This window comes from Flavobacterium sp. 25HG05S-40, assembly GCF_052654735.1.
This window is the reverse complement of the sequence record NZ_CP199750.1, coordinates 557,223-577,390: the sequence shown is the minus strand read 5'-3', so window position 1 is coordinate 577,390 and position 20,168 is coordinate 557,223. Positions and strand designations below refer to the sequence as shown.

The following is a 20,168-nucleotide window of genomic DNA, read 5'->3' as shown; positions in this document are numbered from 1 at the left end:
ATTTTTAACTTTGCCAAAATCATTCTTTGTTGAGACACTATTTATTTATCATATCCATTCTCTTGCTGTTTACTGCGTGTAAACCTACTTCATCTATCATCACTTCTAAGGATGTAGCGGTTAAAAAAGGTATTTACACACAACCCGTTGCTTCTAAAACGACTACCGTTAAGAGCAAAAAAAGCCAAAAAGAATATACTAATCGTCAAACTGCAGAAGCATCAAGTCCTAAAAAAACTCCGCTTATCAATGATCAAAACGAAAGTGACATCATTATTGACAACGAAGACTCCAATTATTTAATTTCGCAGTTAATCCATACTGCATCTGACAATCTAGGGGTTACTTATCGCGGAGGCGGAACTACTAAAGACGGTTTTGATTGTTCCGGTTTGATGTATTCCACATTTAAAAAATTTGACATCACATTACCTCGTTCTTCGCATCAAATGGCAGAAGTTGGCAAACCGGTTGATGTACAAGAAGCTAAAAAAGGCGATTTAATTTTCTTTATCAATAGAGGTCAAAGAAGAATAAATCATGTCGGTATGATTGTGGAAGTCAATGGCGATGACATCAAATTTATCCATTCATCAACCCAAAGCGGCGTAATTATTTCCTCCTTAAAGGAATCCTACTACGATCGAACTTTTAAACAGATTAATAGAGTTATACAATAGATTTCCCTCACAATTATTTGAGTTTTTGCGTAATTAAATTTATGTGAAAATTGTACAGTTTCCTCTAACGAAAATCCTTATCGGTGTGCTAACCGGAATACTTTTATTCCGAACGGTACCTATCAGCCTGACGTTTGTTTTGGTTGGAATAACCTTTTGTAGTGTTGGTCTTTTAGCTTCGTCTTTTTACATTCGAAGACAGCCTTTCTTTATCATTATTTTTGGGAGTTTTGCGATGCTGCTATCGATTTTCATCGGAATTTCGACAGCATTCATTCACAAAGAAAATAGCAATCCCAAGCATTATACCAATCAAATTACCGATTATGAAAGAATTCGGCATTTGGACTTGCTATTGATAGAGAAATTAAAAAGTACTGCTAAAAACTACCGCTACTTGTGCCGAGTGAAATCTATTGATGGTCAAAATAGTTTCGGAAAATTCATTCTGAATATCACTAAAAAAGACAGTAGTTTTAAACTCAAAATTGGCCATCGATTAAAAGTTATCGGAACGGTTTTCAAGAATAAGAATCCGCTTAATCCAGGTGTCTTTGACTACAGTCGCTATCTTGAAAATCAGGAAATCTATGCTCAGGTGTATACCAAAAAGATTACTATTAGAAATTACGAACCCAGCATTTGGGCAGATTTTTCTAATTTTAGAGAAAAGATACTCTTCCATTTAGAACAATCCGCTATTGCCAATGAAGAACTAAACGTATTGAATGCCTTAATTTTAGGACAACAGCAGGACATTTCTCCGGAGATTCTGAAGGAATATCAATATGCCGGAGCAGTTCACGTCTTGTCCGTTTCGGGTTTGCATGTTGGCTTTATCATGTTGTTTGTTGGTTTTTTGTTGAAGCCTATCGGAAACTCCAGAAAAGGCTCTTTTTTGAAACTGATTATAATTATTCTATCGCTTTGGTCTTTTGCGATTTTGACCGGTTTATCTCCCTCCATCGTTCGTGCTGCCACCATGTTTTCCTTTATGTCTGTTGGATTGCATTTAAGAAGAACCGTCAATATTTATCATACGCTTTTAGTCTCAATGTTACTGATTCTGCTTTTTAAACCTTCCTTTCTCTTTGATGTGGGCTTTCAATTAAGTTATCTTGCTTTGTTCTTTATCTTATGGTTACAGCCCATTTTATCCTCAATTTGGGAACCTAAACACAAAATCACGAAGTACTTTTGGGACATCCTAACCGTTTCCTTTGCCGCACAAATCGGCGCGATGCCTTTAAGCATTTATTATTTCCATCAGTTTCCGGGTTTGTTTTTTGTAACCAATTTGCTGATTTTACCTTTACTCGGAGTCATTATGGCTTTAGGAGTGTTTGCTATTCTGATTGCCATCTTTCGACCCGTTCCCTTTTTGATAGCAAAAGTTATGGAATGGCTACTTCAATTTCTCAATACTATCATTCATTGGGTAGCTTCGGTTGAAGCACTCGTCATTAAGAACATATCCTTTTCGAAAGAAATGCTTATTGGTTCTTACTTAGTAATTATTCTGATGATACTTTGGATACAAAAACCTCATTTAAAGCGATTAATTATGGTGTTTATTAGTATTCTTTTGCTTCAAAGTATTTTTATTATTCAGAAGAAATCAACAGAAAACCAGCAGGAATTAATTGTCTTTAACAGTCACAAGAACACTATAATTACTGAAAGAAGCGGCAACAAAATTACCGTTTACAGCAATGACAGCATTCTGAAAACTCTTGATGATAACTTGGTAATACAATCGTATTTAGTGAGTAACTTTTGCCAAATTTCACATAAAAAACCATTGCAAAACTTGCTATATTTCAAAAAACAAAAAGTGCTTATCATTGACAGCACTTGTGTTTATTCTAAAAAAATACAGCCGGATATTCTACTAATCATTCAATCGCCTACACTCAATATGCATCGACTGCTACAAGTATATAAACCTAAACAGATTCTTGTTGATGGTTCCAACTTCAAAAGTTATATTCGCCTTTGGGAAGCTACTTGTAGAAAAGAAAAAATCCCCTTTCACTATACTAATGAAAAGGGATTTTATAAGATTTAATCCAAATAAATTATGACTTTTTGTTGGCCAGAATTTGATCTGCAGCAGCTAGCCAAGCCGTTGGTCCGCCAGCAACATAACCAGTGCTTCCAATTTTTTCAAGATTGATTTTTCCATCTTTCTTGCTTCCATTTACAAACCAAACCGTTGGGTATCCTTGAACCATAAACGTTTGCTGTAATTCAGCATTTTGCTTTTGAATTTCCGGAGTTTGTGCTGTTCTTCTTGGAAAATCCAATTCTACAAGCACTACATTGGTTTTAGCCCATTTTTCGAATTCCGGTGTTTTAAACACTTCTTTTTGCAAACGGATACACCATCCACACCAATCGCTTCCTGTGAAAAATAAAAACAAAGGTTTTTTAGATTTCTTTGAAATCTCCATAGCTTTGTTCATATCTGTATGCCATGTTAATTCTTGTGCTTGTATGGTAAACGAACCCAAGACTAGTAATAAGGTAATTGCTAATTTTTTCATTGTTCTGATTTTTTTTTCAAATATAACAAAAAGAATGCCAAATAAATCCCAATTATCTGACACCATGCATTAATTTTTTAATAATTGGAGACATCAATATGGATAACAAGGCAATGGCGACAGAAACTATGGTCAACAGCCAAAAGAAATAGCTTAGCCCGTGTTCGTTGGCAACTTTATCAATGTTTTCTCCAAAAATCCCTGCTCCTTTCATTCCGATGGCAACTGCTAAATACCAAACGCCAAACATAAAGGCAATCATTCGTGCTGGAACTAATTTGCTCACATACGATAATCCTACAGGAGAAATACACAATTCGCCCATGGTATAAAACAAATACACTAAAATTAGCCAAATCATGCTAACTGATGCTGTCTTAGCTCCAGGTTCTATTCCGTTAGCACCAATCGCAACACAAGCCATTCCCAATCCCAGAAACAACATTCCGAGTCCGTATTTTACATTGGCTATCGGATTGTATTTGCTTTCCCACCATTTAGTGAACAAAGGCGCAAGTGTTATGATAAATAAAGAATTTAACGTTGAAAACCATGTTGCAGGCACTTCGGTAAGTGGTGCGGTGACTTTCTCAATTTTAAGCAGTTCAAGTGTGCTGTCTGATAGTGATAAGACGCCGGCAGTGTAGTAATCCTTCAATAACATCCAAATGGCGATGCCCCATATGATGACAAAACTTAAACTAAGGATAATATTCGCGACAGCATAATTTTTGAAGGTTTGACGGAACATTTTAAACATTAACCATGTAATTATTGCTAGTGGTAAAATAGTAATCAGGGAATTGACAACTAAGAAAATGGTACTCCAATTCCCTTCTAAAACCCTATTGGTGTAGTCTTTAGCAAAAATGGTTAAACTGTTTGGCGATTGTTCAAATATCGCCCAAAAGAAAATAGCCAGAAACGCAAAAAAGGTAACTGCCATCAATTTTTCACGGGTAATTTTGGAATATTGGGTAAAGCGATAAATCAGTAAAATGAGGAACAAGCCTAAAGCAGTCAGAATCGCTATCGCATTTCCGTTTTCTCCTAAAAATGAAAAGACATTAACCGTTCCTTCTGATATTTTGGATGCTGGTGCATTAATCACCCAAAGTAGTCCCAAAACTACAGAAATAGCAATGACAACAAGTTGCCATGCTGTAAATGGATTTCTTGTATCGTCATCTAAAGCAGCTTCTTTGGCTTTACTTTCTTTATTAGGTTTTAATCCGATATCGCCAAAAATATTTTGGGACAACCAAAACTGAATCATTCCGAAGAACATAAAAATTCCGGCCAAACCGAAACCATAACCCCAACCTACTTTTTCTCCTAAATACCCACAAAGTAAAATTCCGAAGAAAGCTCCGGCATTAACACCCATGTAAAACAAAGTATAAGCACCATCTTTTTTTTCAGGACGGTCTTTGTACATTTCAGAAATAATGGAAACCATATTGGGTTTGAAAAATCCGTTACCAAATACCAGTAAAACCAATCCCAAATAGATGGAAAAATGTGTTTCTACTGCCATGGCAGCGTGCCCTAAGGTCATTAAGAAAGCACCCAACATTACTGCCCATCGGAAACCGATGACTTTATCGGCAAAATAACCACCAAGCATGGTGGACAGATATACTAATCCGACATACGAACCAAACAAAGACGAAGCGGTTTCCCTTGTCCATCCCCAACCTCCATCAACCAATGTTGAAGTTAAGAACAGAATTAACAGAGAGCGCATTCCGTAGAATGAAAATCGTTCCCACATTTCGGTAAAGAACAATACAAATAAACCTGCCGGATGGCCTAAAACATTATTTTTAAAAAACTGATCGGTTGAATTTTGACTCATAGCTTATTATTTTACGCCCTGCATTAGTTTTTTCAAAATGGGAGAAATTGCAATAAGAAGTATTCCGGAAATCAGCGCATACAATGCTAATTGCTTGTATCCATCAGCATATACTATTAATTTTTCTAGATTGCTTGCACTTTCAGAAGCTTCTGCTATATTGGCTCCCAATATTCCAGCAAAATATTGTCCGTAAGAACTTGCCAAAAACCACATTCCCATAATGACAGCCTGTGTTTTTTGAGGTGACAGTTTGGTCATCGCACTCATCCCTATAGGAGATAAACACAATTCCCCAAAAGTAATTATAAACCAAGCAAAGGTGAATATTCCTAATGATGTTCTACCATCCGAATCAGCAAAAAATTTAGTGTAATAAAATATCCAAAAACCACCCGCTAAAAACAAGAACGCCAATCCAAATTTAATCACCGTGTTGGGTTCGATTTTTCGTTTTGCCATCCATAGCCAAACTAATCCTAGTAGAGCCGCAAAACCTATTACAAAGAAAGAGTTCGCCGCATTGTTTACACCATTCGGACTTAACTCTACACCAGCTATGGTATTGTTTAAGTTATTCGCAGCATATAAACTTAATGAGCCGCCACTTTGCTCAAAAAAGGCCCAAAAAATCACAGAAAATAACATTAGTACCACTGCAACAATAAGTTTTTTGTTTTCTGATAAACTAAAATTTCTCATTTCAAATGCCAAATAGAGTAAAGATGCCGGACCTATAAACACCATAAACCATTTTGTATACTCCGTATTCTCTACCATTAGTATTATCACCGGAACAATTAACAATGACCCTACAAAGGTTAGTATTTCCAGAAGTTTTCTTTTTGATTTTTCCATATTCCCTATTGGTGTAAGTCCAATTGGACCTAAACTTTTTTGGGTTTGTGTAAACGTAAGCAAACTGATTATCATTACTAAGGCTGCAAATCCAAAACCTACATTCCATCGAAGGTGTTCTGGGACTAATGACTGCCACATGGAACCTTCCGCCACTGCGATACAAATGTAACCGCCAATAAGCGCTCCCAGATTGACTCCCATATAAAAGAAAGAAAAACCGGCATCTCTTCTTGGGTCATTTTCATGATACAACTGCCCAACCATTGAGGAGATATTAGGCTTGAAAAAACCTGTTCCTACAATTGTAAAGCCAATTCCTATGAAAAAGAAATTCTTGGGATCTACAGCTAAGATTATGCTTCCGACAATCATGAGTATTCCGCCCCAAAAAAGCGATTTTCTTAAGCCTAAAATCTTATCGGCAAATAGTCCTCCTACAAAAGTAAAGGCATAAACCCATGCTTGTGTTGCTCCATATTGTAGATTGGCTGTTTTTTCATCCATCGAGAGATGGTTTACCATAAAAACCACCAACATGCCGCGCATACCGTAGAAACAAAAACGTTCCCACATTTCGGAAAAAAACAAGTACCATAATTGTTTTGGGTACTTTCCTTTAAAGCCTTGAATTTGGTCAAGTGTTGTTTGTTGTTCCATATCTAATTAATTCCTTTTTCTTGCATTACTTTATTTAATTTTTTCACCAAGGCAAACATCAGCAGCGTGGCAAACATCAGCAGCCCAAAATTTACCCAAAAGAAGTCGGCTTTGTTATCATAGGTATCCCACATACTCGCCAAAACTCCGGATAATTTATTTCCTATTGAAGTGGATAAAAACCAACCACCCATCATCAGTGCCGTAATGTTTTTGGGAGATAGTTTAGACACTACCGATAATCCCATCGGACTGAGGAATAGCTCTCCAATGGTAATCACACCGTAATTGGCAACTAACCACCAAACGGAGACTTTCTCGCTTCCGTTATTTCCGATATGAACTGCGGCAACCATTACTAAAACGGACAAAGCAGAAATTAATAGTCCGAAAGCGATCTTGGTTGGTGTACTTGGCTCTTTCTTTCGGCTTCGCAAAAAGGTAAAAAAAGCAACTACCAATGGTGTTAAGATGATTACCCAGCCAGGATTGATGGACTGACTCAAATTGGCCGACCACGTAAATATCTTGCTACCTTCCTCGGGCAACTTTTCTTTATGAATATTTCGGAAATACAACGGATAATCGACGGTTTTGATAACTTCCCCATCCTTTTTCTGAATTCGGAAGGCTTGATCATATAGCGCTACGGAATCTTTTTTATAGGTTAGCGTATCGGCAAGAACCAGCTTAGAGGCGATGATCTGAGAAGTTCCGGTTAATTCCCTATCGGTGTATTTATCTCCCCAATTATTAAGTGCTGATCCGTTTAATTTGAATACGGCCCAAAACAAAATAACGACTCCAAAGATGGCTAATAACGCTCCGATTGGCCTTTTGTCTTCGACCTTAGCTTTAAAATACAAACTTCCATAAAAGTAAATGACCGGAATACAGGCAAAGATAAAGGCATCCGTACTATCGGAACCAAATACGGCACAATCCGGATTCGTATCTGACTGGACTCCCTTTAAAAACCAGCCTATCACTCCGAAAATTATCGAAGGCAATAAAATGAATAAGACAATTTTATAGAAAGGCATATCCCCTTCTTGCACTCCTTTTTTATCGGCTTTATCGCCGTAATGTTTGCTTCCGAGCAGAAATACAATGACTCCGATAAACATTCCAACACCTGCTGCCATAAAGGCTTCCTGCCATCCAAAAAGAATTTTCAGTGCTGCCCCAAAGAAGTTGCAGATAAAAGCGCCAATATTGATTCCCATATAGAAAATATTGTAGCCTTCGTCTTTTTTCTCTTTGTATTGGTCATCGTTATAGAAATTTCCCAGAAGCGTTGAGATATTGGGTTTGAAAAAACCGTTCCCGATAATTACTAAGGTCATAGAGACATAGAGCATGGTCAAATTGTGAATACCAATCATCATATATCCCAACCCCATCATCAATCCGCCAATGACAATTGATTTTTTATAACCCAAGTAACGATCGGCTACTAAACCACCAATGAATGGCGTTAAGAAGACTAAAGCGATGAAAGTTCCGTATAAATCGGAGGCTTCTTTCTCGGTCATGGCGAATCCTGCCTCTACATCTTTAAGATAAAGTGTAAAAATTCCAATCATCAGATAATACCCGAAACGCTCCCACATTTCAGATAAAAATAAGTAAGGCAATGCTTTAGGATGGCTTTTCCACATAATTCTTGATTTAAAAAAACAAACCTACAAGGGGTTCCTTGTAGGTTTGAAAGATATAAAAATATTTTAATATGCGATTATCTTACGCCGTGCATCATTTTTTTGATTACCGGAGTCAGTAAAAACAAAATAATAGATGCGATACCACAAAGTACTACGAATACCATAAAAAATTCATATAAGTTATGGATTTCAAATCCGGCAAATGCTTTGTAATGATCGTTAATTTGATTATCCGCCAGCAATTTGGCCTGTTCTGCCGTCAATGTGATTTTTTTATCCAAAACAGCTTGAAGATCGATTCCTAATTTTTCTGCTTTAAGGAATTTATCACCTGTTGCCGGAAGAATTGAGCCTAATGTTCCTGACAAGGCATAACCTGCAGCATTTGAAATAAAGAATACTCCATAAGCTAAAGAAGCAAAACGTTTTGGCGATAATTTACCTACCAAAGACAATCCGATTGGCGACAAACACAACTCACCAAAAGTTTGGATTAAGTACAATAAAATCAACCAATAAATGGCTAATAAACCACTATTCCCTAAATCTTTTACATTGTGTGCAATGATAAAATAACTCAAAGCAATTAAGGCTAAACCAACCGATTGTTTTACAGTAGAGATTGGCTCTTTACCATTGGCTCTCAATTTATCCCATAACATACTGAATGGAAAGGCAAACGCTACTACAAATAAACCGTTGAAGATTTGTACCATAGAAGGTGGCATATTCCATCCGAAGAAATTTCTATCCGTTTGGTTATCGGCAATAAATGTTAATGAAGAACCTGCTTGTTCAAAGGCCGCCCAGAAAAAGATTACGAAGAACGACATGATGTATACAACCCAAATCCTTTGTGTTTCTACTTTGGTAAGGGTTTTATCTAATAAAATCAACAGCGCCAATGAAATTCCACTGGAGTAAATGATGGGATAAATAATGGTTTTAACCACGTTATCGCCTTCGGTAAAATAATTAAAGGCAAAGAACAAACCAACGAATGTCGCAACAGCTGTGGCAATAGAACCCATTGTGAAGTGCGCTTTTTGAGACTCACCTTCTTCATAATCTCCGGCGTCATTTCCTGATGGCAATCCACCAATCGGTCTACCTTCTGGAGTAACTACGTATTTATTTTTAAGGAAATAGAATACAGCTGTTCCGATTAACATCGCCAACGACGCTGCTAAGAATCCCCATTTAAACGCATGTACATCTCTAATCCCACCTGAATCTTTTACATCACCCAAGATTGGGCAAATGAACTGACCTAAGAAAGCTCCAATGTTGATTCCCATATAAAAAATGGTAAAAGCAGTATCTAACTTTGTTTTTTCTTGTTTTGGATATAAACTTCCTACCATGGAAGAAATATTGGGCTTGAAGAAACCATTTCCAAAAATGATAATCCCTAAAGCCGACCACATTAAAGTGTTGGCTAAACCTAAATTAGTCCCAAAAACACTGGCACTGGCAAACAATAATAACTGTCCGATGGCCATCATCAAACCTCCTAATAAAATACAGTTTCTGTTTCCGAAGAAACGATCCGAAATAAAACCTCCCAACATTGGGGTTAGATAACAAAGTCCGAGAAAGCCTCCATAAATAATCGATGCTTCTTCTTCCTTCATCATTAATGAATTAACGAGGAACAAGGTTAGGATTGCCCGCATTCCGTAGAAGTTGAATCTTTCCCACATTTCTGTTCCGAATAATACCCAAAGTCCTTTTGGATGTTCTGATTTTACCGCTGTTTCCGTCATAATAGCTTATTTTGTATTGGTTTTGAATTGGTTAGTTTTTCTGTTTAAAAACCGTCAATTTTAGTGAAAAAAATACAAATAACAGCACTTTTTTATGTTAAATGCAGTTTTAAAGAGTTTACAAGTATAGAAATTAGATTTATAAGAAGCGGGCGTACTTCGTTCTTTCCACTTTTACTCCCGCCATCCGCACTACACGGTAGTTACTCCTGTCGGGGCTATTGGGACGTATTTCTTTCTTAGGCAGAAAACAAAAAACCCTGATAAAAATTATCAGGGTTTTGTTGTGGTACCTCCAGGAATCGAACCAGGGACACATGGATTTTCAGTCCATTGCTCTACCAACTGAGCTAAGGTACCTTGCTTTGTTGCGGGTGCAAATATAGAATGATTTTTAATTTATCCAAAACAAATACTAAAAAAAAACTATTCGTAACTTTGAAGTCCAAAAACATTCCCATGCTTTTAACTATTGATGTTGGAAATACCCGAATCAAAGCCGCTGTATTTGAAGAGAATACACTTACTGAAGTTTTTATTTTTACTAAGGAAAGCCTTTTAGATGAAGTGCAAACTATTTTAAAAAACTTTCCGGAAATTGAAAATTTAGTTGTTGCTTCGGTTGGAACTATTGAAAAAAAGGAGTTCTTATCGCTAGAAAACAAGATGAAAATTCATTTTATAACACAAGAGAGTGCTTTCCCGTTTACCAATGCATACAGTACACCGAAAACACTTGGCATAGACCGAATGGTTTTGGCAGCTGGAGCCGTGTTGCAGTTTCCCAATCAGCATCGATTGGTTATTGATGCCGGAACCTGTATTACCTATGATTTTATTGATGACAACAATACATATTTCGGCGGTGCTATTTCGCCCGGAATTCGATTGCGATATCAGACCTTAAACGATTACACGGCAAAATTACCTTTACTAACAAAAAAAGACCCATATCATTTTATTGGAAATTCCACTGAAGAAGCTATGCACTCTGGCGTTATTAATGGTGTAGCGCTTGAAATTGATGGTTTCATCGAACTATACCAATCTCAATACGCTAAATTTATCATAATTTTAACGGGTGGAGACGCAGAATTTTTGGCTAAGAGATTAAAAAATACCATATTTGCCAATTCAAATTTTCTGCTAGAAAGTTTGAACCAAACATTTCAATACAATCAAAAATGATTAAAAAAGTTCTAGTAAGCGTTTGTTTACTTTTTTCATTAGCACTCTTAGCTCAAGAAGGCACTTCGTCTCCTTATTCGTTTTACGGAATTGGTGACATCAAATTTAAAGGAACCGTAGAAAATCGCTCCATGGGTAGTTTATCTGTTTTGCCAGATAGTATCCACTTAAACATACAGAATCCGGCTCATTATGCAAGTTTGAAACTGACAACTTTTGGGATTGGTGGAACGTATGCGAACACCAAATCAAAAACAGAAATTCAGGAAGGTAAAGCCAGACGAACTTCTTTCGATTATTTGGCTGTCGGAATTCCGGTTGGCAAACTTGGGATTGGATTTGGGCTTATTCCTTATTCTGCTCTAGGATACAAAATCGGGAGAACTACGGAAATTCAAAACACTAATGTAAGTAACTTTACCCGATATAGCGGAATTGGCGGTGTGAATAAGGTATTTGTTGGATTCGGATATCAATTGACTAAAAAGATAAATATTGGTGCCGATGTGCAGTACAATTTTGGGACAATCGAGACTAGCAGCTTACAATATCAAACCGACCTACAATATGGCTCAAGAGAAAACAACACTTCTGATTTGAGAGGGGTTAATTTCAATATTGGTCTGGCTTATCAAACAAAGGTTAACAAAAAATATTCTTTCTTTAGTAGTTTAATTTATACTCCCGAAGCTAAGCTAACTATTGGCAATTCTAGAAATTTAGAGATTGTAGAACTTTTGAGTTCGAGTGCTGTTAGCGTTATTGAAAGACAAAACATACCTGTAGCAGACACTTCTATAAAACTTCCTTCCAAGTTTAGTTTTGGATCGGGTTTTGGAGAACTTAAAAAATGGATGCTTGGTGCCGAAGTTACTTACATCCAAAACAGTGTGATGTCCAACCGATTTGATGATATCGATGCCAACGGTTTTGAAAATTCGATGCGTTATAGTTTAGGAGGATATTATATTCCGAACTACAATTCGTATTCCAGCTACTTAAAAAGAGTAGTGTATCGCGGTGGATTACGCTATGAAAACACCGGATTGGTTATTCAGAACAAATCCATTAATGACTTTGCAGCCAACATTGGTCTAGGTCTTCCCATGACCGGAACTTTTACCAATATCAATATTGGACTTGAAATTGGCAAACGTGGCACAAAATATTATAACTTAGTACAAGAAAACTACTTCAACATAAGCGTAGGCTTATCTTTAAGCGACAAATGGTTTGTGAAACGTAAATTTGACTAAACACCATATTATGAAGGCGATTTTAGGCATACTTGGACTCTTATTTATTACCACCGGTAATGCTCAAAAATTTGATTGCGCAGGTAAAACTGCTGACTATCAGGAACTTCTTAAAGAAAACAAAATAAAAGAATCCTTTGATATTTGGATGGAAGTACGTAAAAACTGTCCAAAAGAAATCGAAAAAATCTATACTGACGGTAGTACGATACTACAATATAAAATTGATATCACATCATCAGAAGAAAAGGAAAAAAACGTTCGTGATCTGATGAAACTTTACGAGCAATACTATAAAAACTTTCCTGCTGCTATTCCGGATTTCGAAGTTCAGCAAGCCATGGCATTGGTAAATAATAAAATAGAAGCCAAAGACGAAGCCTTTACTTTATTAGAAAATGGTTTTAGCAAAGCTGCCAATAACATTACAGATGTCAAAGCCATTCACACTTATTTCATGATGTATTGCGACCGATTTACTGCTGGAGACAAGAAAATTACTTCTAATGCTGTCTTAGAAAAATACACTTTAGTAAGTACTTTGTTGGCGCAACTTCAAGTGGCTAACCCTGAAAATAAAGATTATACAATGGCTCAAAATGCCATCGATGGCAAAATAAAAGAAATCGCTACTTGCGAAAATCTTTCTGATTTTTATAACAAAAACTATAGTGCCAATCAAGACAATTTGGATTGGTTAACCTCAGCCCTAATTAGTCTTTCTTCCGAATGTAGTTCCAAACCGATATTCCAAACGTTGGCAGAGAAACTATACGCCATAAAAGCAACCGCTCAGTCAGCCAATTTCGTTGCTATAGCAAATGCAAAGCAGCGCAAGTTTCCAGAAGCGATTAAATTTTACAACGAATCAGCAGCACTACAGACCAACCCTATTGAAAAAGCGAAAACCTATTATATACTTGCCACTAGTTTTTCAGCCAACGATGCCGGCAAATCAAAAGAGTATTTAAACAAAGCTTTGGCAGCAGATCCTAAAATGGGAAAAGCTTATTTGTTTTTGGCCCAAATGTATGTCAATGGTTCCAAAAATTGTGCGAAAACCGATTTTGAGAAGAAAGCGATTTACAATTTGGCAATACAAACTTTGCAAAATGTCGCTGTTGCCGAGCCAAAATTAAAACCTGCTGCTGATAAAATGATGGAAGACTATACATTAAAAGGGTTATCAGCTTCAGATATCTCGAAAGAAAAAATGAACGGAAAATCGCTTACTATAGGTTGTTGGATTAACGAAACAATTAGCTTCCCAGCCAAATAATGAATTTCTCTATCCGAAATAGCACTTCTTGTATTATTATGCTCCTTTTTTGCTTTGCAATTATGGGTTGTGAAAGTAATTTTAAGGAAGTTCAGAAGATGGGTTTTGCCGAATTTTCTCCAAGTGGCGATGCCGACGGCATTAATCTGAAATATACTGATTCAGGTAGAATTACCGCCAATTTGGTAAGTCCGAAAATGCTGGATTATGCCACCGTGAAATTCCCTTTTACCGAATTCCCTCAAGGCATTCACTTGACTTTATACGATAAAAACGGTAAAGAAACTTATGTTGATGCCAAATATGCCGTTTCTCACAAAAACACCAATTTGATTGACTTGCAAAATAATGTGAGAATATCTAATCAAAATGGTGAAGTTCTGGAAACCGAGCAATTGTATTACGACCAAAAAAACGAATGGTTTTTTACCGAAAAAAAGTTTAAATTTACGTCTCCAAAAGGAGTTTCTTATGGCGAAGGAATTGATTTCAGCAAAGACTTCAAAAAAGTAAACTCACAAAAAATATCCGGAGAAGTCCAATCCTCAGAATAACATTATGAATTATTTAAAATTTACCCAATACGCTTACTTACTTGCCGGAATCCTTTTTACCGTGGATGCTTTTGTCAAATGGAATTCCAAGCAAAATTTTACGATAAGCATCATTTTTGCCGGAGTTTGTCTTTTTCTTTTTTTCTTCAGAAGAAAATTCGCCAAAAAATTCGACGCCCATAACAAAAAGCCTTAATTCATGGAAATCGGAATCATCATCCTTTGTTTGATACTTTCCGCTTTCTTTTCTGGAATGGAAATCGCGTTTGTTTCCTCGAATAAAATCTATCTCGAAATTGAAAAAAAGCAAGACGATTTTATTTCCAAAATCCTAACCAAACTCACCCAAAAACCGTCCAAGTTTATTGCCACGATGCTTGTAGGCAACAACATAGCTATGGTCGTCTACGGATTTTTTATGGGCGATTTGTTAATGCGCTGGTTTGAAAATAATGGTTTACAACTGACGCCTTTTTCGAATTTATTATTACAAACTTCATTATCAACGCTATTGGTTTTGATGACGTCTGAGTTTCTGCCTAAAGTTTTTTTTCAGATTTACGCCAATACTTTTATCAAGCTTTTTGCCTTACCGGCTTACTTTTTTTACAAACTCTTTTATTATATTTCGTCGTTTTTGATTTGGATTTCCGATTATGTACTGCGAAAATTCTTCAAAACCGAAGGCGATCAAATCAATCTTTCTTTTAGTAAAATTGAACTCGGCAATTATATCTCAGAACAAATGAATTCGGTTCAGGATCACCAAACTGTTGATTCTGAAATACAGATTTTTCAGAATGCTCTTGAATTTTCGGCGGTTAAAGCTAGAGATGTGATGACGCCTCGCACCGAGTTGGTTGCGGTTGATTTACACAGCTCTGTAGTCGATTTAAGAGAAATGTTTATAGAAACCGGGTATTCTAAAATATTAGTCTATTTCAATACGCTTGACGACATTGTAGGTTATGTGCATTCGTTTGAATTGTTTAAAAAACCTAGAAGCATTAAATCGATTATGATTCCGGTCGAATTTGTTCCCGAAACCATTCTAATCAAAGACACTATGAATCTGCTTACCAAAAAGCGCAAAAGTGTTGCCGTTATCCTTGATGAATACGGAGGAACATCGGGAATTGTAACCATGGAAGACATTGTAGAAGAGCTCTTTGGCGAAATTGAAGACGAGCACGATTCCGACGAAGAACTCATCGAAACCAAAATAAACGAAAACACTTATCTTTTTTCTACAAGGCTAGATGTGGAGTACCTTAACGAAGAGTACAAACTCAATATTCCAGAAAGTGATTCTTACGGAACTTTGGGTGGATTTATTGTAGATTTTTCGAAAGAGATTCCGCAAAAAGGCGATCAAATTACGGCTGGCAATTTTCAATTTGTAATTGAAGAAGCCACGAATAAGAAAATCGTTTTGGTAAAAATGACGTTAATAGATTAGTTTCTCGTAAAAAATCCACTTTTAAACGAAATTATAGCTGTGTGAGTTTTGTTATTTCACATATAATTGTATTTTCGCAAACTGAAATAAAATTAACAAATATAGAAATGGCAGTTTTAGCAAAAATTAGAAATCGTTCAGGCTTACTTTTATTAGCAATTGGTTTTGCTTTATTGGCTTTTGTGATACAAGATTTATTCAATAGCGGTTTAAAAAGCATGTCTACCGATGTAGGAAGTGTGAACGGAAAAGACATCTCTTTTGAAGACTTCAGAATTAAAGTTGGAAACACTGAAAAGAATGCTCAAAATCAAGGTCAAAACATGACTTCGATGCAGGCTTCTAATCAAGTTTGGAATCAGGAAGTAAACATTGCGTTACTTTCGGCTGAATTTGAAAAATTAGGTCTTCGTGTAGGTGAAAAACACATTATGGAAGTATTCAAAAACGATCCAAGTATTGGTCAAAACCAAATGTTTTTGAACGCTGCTGGTAAATTTGACTTAAACAAATTCAAAGATTACTTCAAAGCAAGTCCGGAAGGAATGCAAATTCTAAAAGATAAAGAAAAGGATGCGGAATTGAACGCGAAGTATACTATATACAACTCTTTGGTAAAAGGAGCAATGTATACAACCGCAACAGAAGGAAAATTCAAATATGAAGCAGAAAACAATAAAGTAAACTTCGACTTTGTAATGGTTCCATTCTCTTCCATCAAAGACAGCGATGTGAAAATCACCGATGAAGAAATCGTTGCTTACATGAAAACTAAAGAGAAAAAATTCAAATCAGAAGGTTCTCGTGAAGTGGATTATGTATTAATTCAGGAAAAACCATCTGCTCAGGATGAAGCTGAAATCAAGAAAAATGTAGATGCCTTATTATTGCCAAGCGTTCGTTACAATAAAGAAACAGGTAAAAATGATACTATTGCCGGATTTAGATCGGTTACTGATATTGCAGACTTTGTAAATGCAAATTCAGATATCCCTTTTGATTCGACTTATATTTCAAAACAAGATTTGCCAGCTGAATTTGCAGAGCAATTATTTAATTTGCCAGCAGGTGAAGTATACGGACCGTATATGTTCAACAACTATTACGCGCTTTCAAAAGCATTGGGTAGAAAAGCTGGAGCGAAAGTAAAATCAAGCCATATCTTAATTAGTTGGGTTGGTGCCGAAAGAGCGCAACCAAAAGAAAAAAGAACTAAAGAAGAAGCTAAAGTAAAAGCAGAAGGTATTTTGGCTCAAGCTGTAGCTAACCCTGGTATGTTCCAAATGTTAGCGATGACTATGTCAGAAGACCCATCAGTTCAACAAAATGGTGGTGATATGGGCTTTATTTCTAAAGATACTGGTTTTGCTAAAGGGTATAAAGATTTTGTATTCAACAATCCAGTTGGAAAGATTGGTTTGGCTGAAACTGAATTCGGTTACCATATCATTAATGTAACGGACAAACAAGACGCTGTAAAACTAGCTACGATTGCTCAAAAAATCGAACCATCTGAAGCTACTAATGACAAAACGTATACGCAAGCAACTAAATTTGAAATGGATGCTGCTAACAAAGACTTTGCTGCTTTGGTAAAAGAAATGAAACTTACTTCAAATCCAGCAGTTCGTGTAAAAGCTATTGATGAGAACTTTGGTTCTATTGCTAATCAAAGACAAATCGTAAAATGGGCATTTGATGGCGATACTAAAATAGGTAGCGTTAAACGTTTCGAAGTGGTTAATATGGGTCATATCATTGCCAAACTGAAAAGTGTGGCTGAGAAAGGCTTAATGTCTGCCGAAGAAGCAAGACCACAAGTAGAAAACATCTTGAAAAATAAAAAGAAAGCTGAAAAAATCATGGCTAAAATGAAAGGTACTTCTTTAGATGCTATTGCTGCTACTAATAAAGTAACTGTTATGAATGCCTTAGATTTGACTATTGAAAATCCAAACGTTCCCGGTGCTGGTTTTGAACCAAAAGTAGTTGGAAATGCTTTCACTTCAAAAGTTGGTCAGGTTTCTAAACCTATTGAAGGTAACTCAGGGGTTTATGTAGTCAATACCAAAGCGGTTACTAAAGCACCAAAAATTCAGAAATACGACGATTATATCAATAAAGTAAAACAACAGGTTGTTAATTATTCCGGTAGAGTGATGCCAGCATTGAAAAACGATGCAGACATCATTGACAACAGAGCTGATTTTTACTAAAAGATATTTTCTTTACAGAAAAAAAACCCAAAACATATGTTTTGGGTTTTTTGTTTCTTATAAATAGGTAGAACGAATTCTTCCTATTTTATTGGTCAGGTTGACTTTGAGTTTGTTATAATCGTTTATGGTTGCCATCAATTCTTCCAAATCATGTTCTTCTTCCTTACTACTGTAGGTCTGCATTAAATCCATTATCAGTTTATTGATTAGGTATTCCCGAAGTGAAATCAAAGTTTCGGTTACCAAATTGGTCAATACTTCTTTCGAATCTTTTTCTTTGACAAAAACCTGTTTCTTATCGAGCCAGCCATCCAAAGTATACTTTTCATTCTCCATGATTAAATTGGAAATAAAACCGGAATGCACTTCTGACAAGCCGTTGATGTAAGTCGTGATATTAAAATCCGGATCATTAATAAGATGGTGAATCAAATCGTCGTAAATCTCTTTGAATAATGGATTAGTGAAATTGATTTCATCTTCTTGTAGGCTTAAAAATATTCTTTCCGAAATTTTACTAACAACCTTTTCTTTAACTTCCTGCTCATGGCCTTCCTCATCAAAATTGATATAAATGTTTTCGAAGTCGGTTTCCAAACTGCCATAAAGCACCAAAATGCTAATGATACTCGTTTCGAGATGGGATAGAATATCAATTTTTTCTTGTGCCGATGGTGTTTCGCTTTTTACAACTTCTAAAGCCTTATATTCTTGCTTGAGTTTTTTTCCGGCATCTGAAATATCCTTCTGAACCAGCTGTGCTAAAGTGTTCAGCAAAACCTGTTCGGAAATGTCCATAATTCGGGAACATTCCTGTATGTAGATTTCTCTTTTGATACGATCTGGGATTTTTGAAATACTCACTACCATATCCCGAATCAATTCGGCTTTCTTGATAGGATCATTCTGAGCTTCATTCATCAGAAGCGATGCTTTAAATTGAATAAAATCTTTGGCATTATTTTCCAAATACGCTACCAAATCCTCATACGAATTCTTTTTCGCAAAACTGTCCGGATCATCACCATCAGGGAATGTGCAGACTTTAACGTTCATTCCTTCTTCCAAAATTAAATCGATTCCACGAACAGAGGCACGTAATCCCGCAGCATCTCCATCAAAAAGAACGGTAATGTTTTTGGTCAAGCGATTAATCAATCGAATTTGATCGGGCGTTAAAGCAGTTCCTGAGGATGCCACCACATTTTCTACTCCGGCTTGATGCAACTGAATAACATCGGTATAACCTTCTACCAAATAACAATTGTTTTGCTTGGCAATCGCTTGCTTGGCATGAAAAATCCCGTATAAAACTTTACTCTTATGGTAAATATCGCTTTCGGGCGAATTAAGGTATTTGGCTGCTTTTTTATCGTTGGTTAAAATCCTTCCTCCAAAACCTAAGTTTCTTCCCGACAAACTTTGAATAGGAAACATGACTCTACCTTTGAAACGGTCAAAATGCTTACCGTCTTCCCTGGTGATGGTCAAACCGACTTTCTCTAAAAACTCTAGTTGATAGCCTTTAGACAAGGCTTCTTTTGTAAACGCATCCCAAGATTCGGGAGAATAGCCCAAACCAAATTTGGCAATGGTTTCATTTGTAAATCCCCTTTCTTTGAAATAAGATAATCCTATTGCTTTACCTTCTTCGGTATTTAAAAGAGTTTCGTGAAAATACGTTTTGGCAAATTCAGAAACCAAATACAAACTTTCCTTCTCGTTCGCTTCGATTTGGTCTTCCTTAGAAACTTCGGTTTCTTCTATTTCAATGTTGTACTTATTCGCCAAAAATCGAATAGCTTCCGGATACGTAAAATGCTCGTGTTCCATCAAGAAAGTCACGACACTTCCACCCTTTCCCGAACTAAAATCTTTCCAAATCTGTTTTACAGGCGAAACCATAAACGAAGGAGAACGCTCGTCGGAGAACGGACTTAATCCTTTGTAATTGCTTCCAGCACGTTTAAGCTGAACGAAATCGCCTATGACTTCTTCCACTCGTGCGGTTTCAAAAACTTTATCGATGGTTTCGCGGGTAATCAAAATAGAGTTTTAGATTGTTAGATTGTTAGATTAATAAAATCACAACAATGAATGAGGGTAAATTTACGCATTTAAAATTTAAAATAAAAAAGACGCTCCTAAACAGCAGCGTCTTCTTCGAAGTATAAACTAACC

15 protein-coding genes and 1 tRNA gene are annotated in these 20,168 nt (G+C 36.3%); 9 read left to right on the top strand and 7 right to left on the bottom strand.

The genetic code is table 11. The features are described from left to right. Positions 1–29: 29 nt before the first annotated feature. Together ACULEU_RS02460 and ACULEU_RS02455 are read left to right on the top strand one after the other, a co-directional pair. Complete coding sequence (locus tag ACULEU_RS02460; RefSeq protein ID WP_445453872.1) at positions 30–680, top strand: C40 family peptidase; 651 nt, start codon at positions 30–32, stop codon at positions 678–680. Positions 681–723: 43 nt separating this feature from the next. Next, a complete protein-coding gene (locus ACULEU_RS02455; RefSeq protein ID WP_445453871.1) occupies positions 724–2,748 on the top strand; it encodes a ComEC/Rec2 family competence protein in 2,025 nt (674 codons plus the stop codon). Between the two features lie 10 nt (positions 2,749–2,758). On the opposite strand, the gene ACULEU_RS02450 is transcribed toward ACULEU_RS02455, so the two are convergent. From ACULEU_RS02450 to ACULEU_RS02425, 6 genes are all read right to left on the bottom strand, one after another. After that, entirely contained in the window at positions 2,759–3,226 is a 468-nt protein-coding gene (locus tag ACULEU_RS02450) for a thioredoxin family protein (protein WP_445453870.1), read from the bottom strand. 52 nt (positions 3,227–3,278) lie between these two features. Beyond that, positions 3,279–5,084: a peptide MFS transporter gene (locus tag ACULEU_RS02445; RefSeq protein WP_445453869.1), complete on the bottom strand. Its 1,806-nt coding sequence runs from the start codon at positions 5,082–5,084 to the stop codon at positions 3,279–3,281. Positions 5,085–5,090: 6 nt separating this feature from the next. Continuing rightward, entirely contained in the window at positions 5,091–6,602 is a 1,512-nt protein-coding gene (locus tag ACULEU_RS02440) for a peptide MFS transporter (protein WP_445453868.1), read from the bottom strand. 2 nt (positions 6,603–6,604) lie between these two features. Beyond that, a complete protein-coding gene (locus tag ACULEU_RS02435) occupies positions 6,605–8,263 on the bottom strand; it encodes a peptide MFS transporter (RefSeq protein ID WP_445453867.1) in 1,659 nt (552 codons plus the stop codon). A gap of 77 nt (positions 8,264–8,340) precedes the next feature. Then, complete coding sequence (locus ACULEU_RS02430) at positions 8,341–10,032, bottom strand: peptide MFS transporter (RefSeq protein WP_445453866.1); 1,692 nt, start codon at positions 10,030–10,032, stop codon at positions 8,341–8,343. 287 nt (positions 10,033–10,319) lie between these two features. Then, positions 10,320–10,392: transfer RNA gene (locus tag ACULEU_RS02425), tRNA-Phe, on the bottom strand. A gap of 99 nt (positions 10,393–10,491) precedes the next feature. On the opposite strand from ACULEU_RS02425, the gene ACULEU_RS02420 reads away from it, so the two are divergent. The 7 genes from ACULEU_RS02420 to ACULEU_RS02390 all read left to right on the top strand — a co-directional run bounded on the left by ACULEU_RS02420 (position 10,492) and on the right by ACULEU_RS02390 (position 17,984). Then, entirely contained in the window at positions 10,492–11,220 is a 729-nt protein-coding gene (locus ACULEU_RS02420) for a type III pantothenate kinase (protein WP_445453865.1), read from the top strand. Next, a complete protein-coding gene (locus tag ACULEU_RS02415) occupies positions 11,217–12,476 on the top strand; it encodes a hypothetical protein (protein ID WP_445453864.1) in 1,260 nt (419 codons plus the stop codon). Before ACULEU_RS02420 ends, ACULEU_RS02415 begins: the two co-directional genes overlap by 4 nt. Positions 12,477–12,486: 10 nt before the next feature. Next, positions 12,487–13,755, top strand: coding sequence for a tetratricopeptide repeat protein (locus tag ACULEU_RS02410; RefSeq protein WP_445453863.1), 1,269 nt, complete (start codon positions 12,487–12,489; stop codon positions 13,753–13,755). Next, positions 13,755–14,309, top strand: a complete 555-nt coding sequence (gene lptC / locus ACULEU_RS02405) for an LPS export ABC transporter periplasmic protein LptC (RefSeq protein WP_445453862.1) — start codon at positions 13,755–13,757, stop codon at positions 14,307–14,309. The genes ACULEU_RS02410 and lptC overlap by 1 nt, the downstream gene beginning before the upstream one ends. 4 nt (positions 14,310–14,313) lie before the next feature. Then, positions 14,314–14,505 carry a hypothetical protein gene (locus ACULEU_RS02400; protein WP_445453861.1) on the top strand — a complete coding sequence of 64 codons (192 nt, stop codon included), beginning with the start codon at positions 14,314–14,316 and terminating at the stop codon, positions 14,503–14,505. 3 nt (positions 14,506–14,508) lie between these two features. Further along, on the top strand, positions 14,509–15,768 hold the full coding sequence (locus ACULEU_RS02395; RefSeq protein WP_445453860.1) for a hemolysin family protein: 1,260 nt from the start codon (positions 14,509–14,511) through the stop codon (positions 15,766–15,768). A gap of 107 nt (positions 15,769–15,875) precedes the next feature. Then, positions 15,876–17,984 (top strand): SurA N-terminal domain-containing protein, encoded by a 2,109-nt coding sequence (locus ACULEU_RS02390; RefSeq protein ID WP_445453859.1) that lies wholly within the window; start codon positions 15,876–15,878, stop codon positions 17,982–17,984. Between the two features lie 57 nt (positions 17,985–18,041). Here the strand turns inward: ACULEU_RS02390 and dnaG are convergent, their stop codons facing one another. Further along, entirely contained in the window at positions 18,042–20,033 is a 1,992-nt protein-coding gene (gene dnaG / locus ACULEU_RS02385) for a DNA primase (protein WP_445453858.1), read from the bottom strand. Positions 20,034–20,168 lie beyond the last annotated feature (135 nt).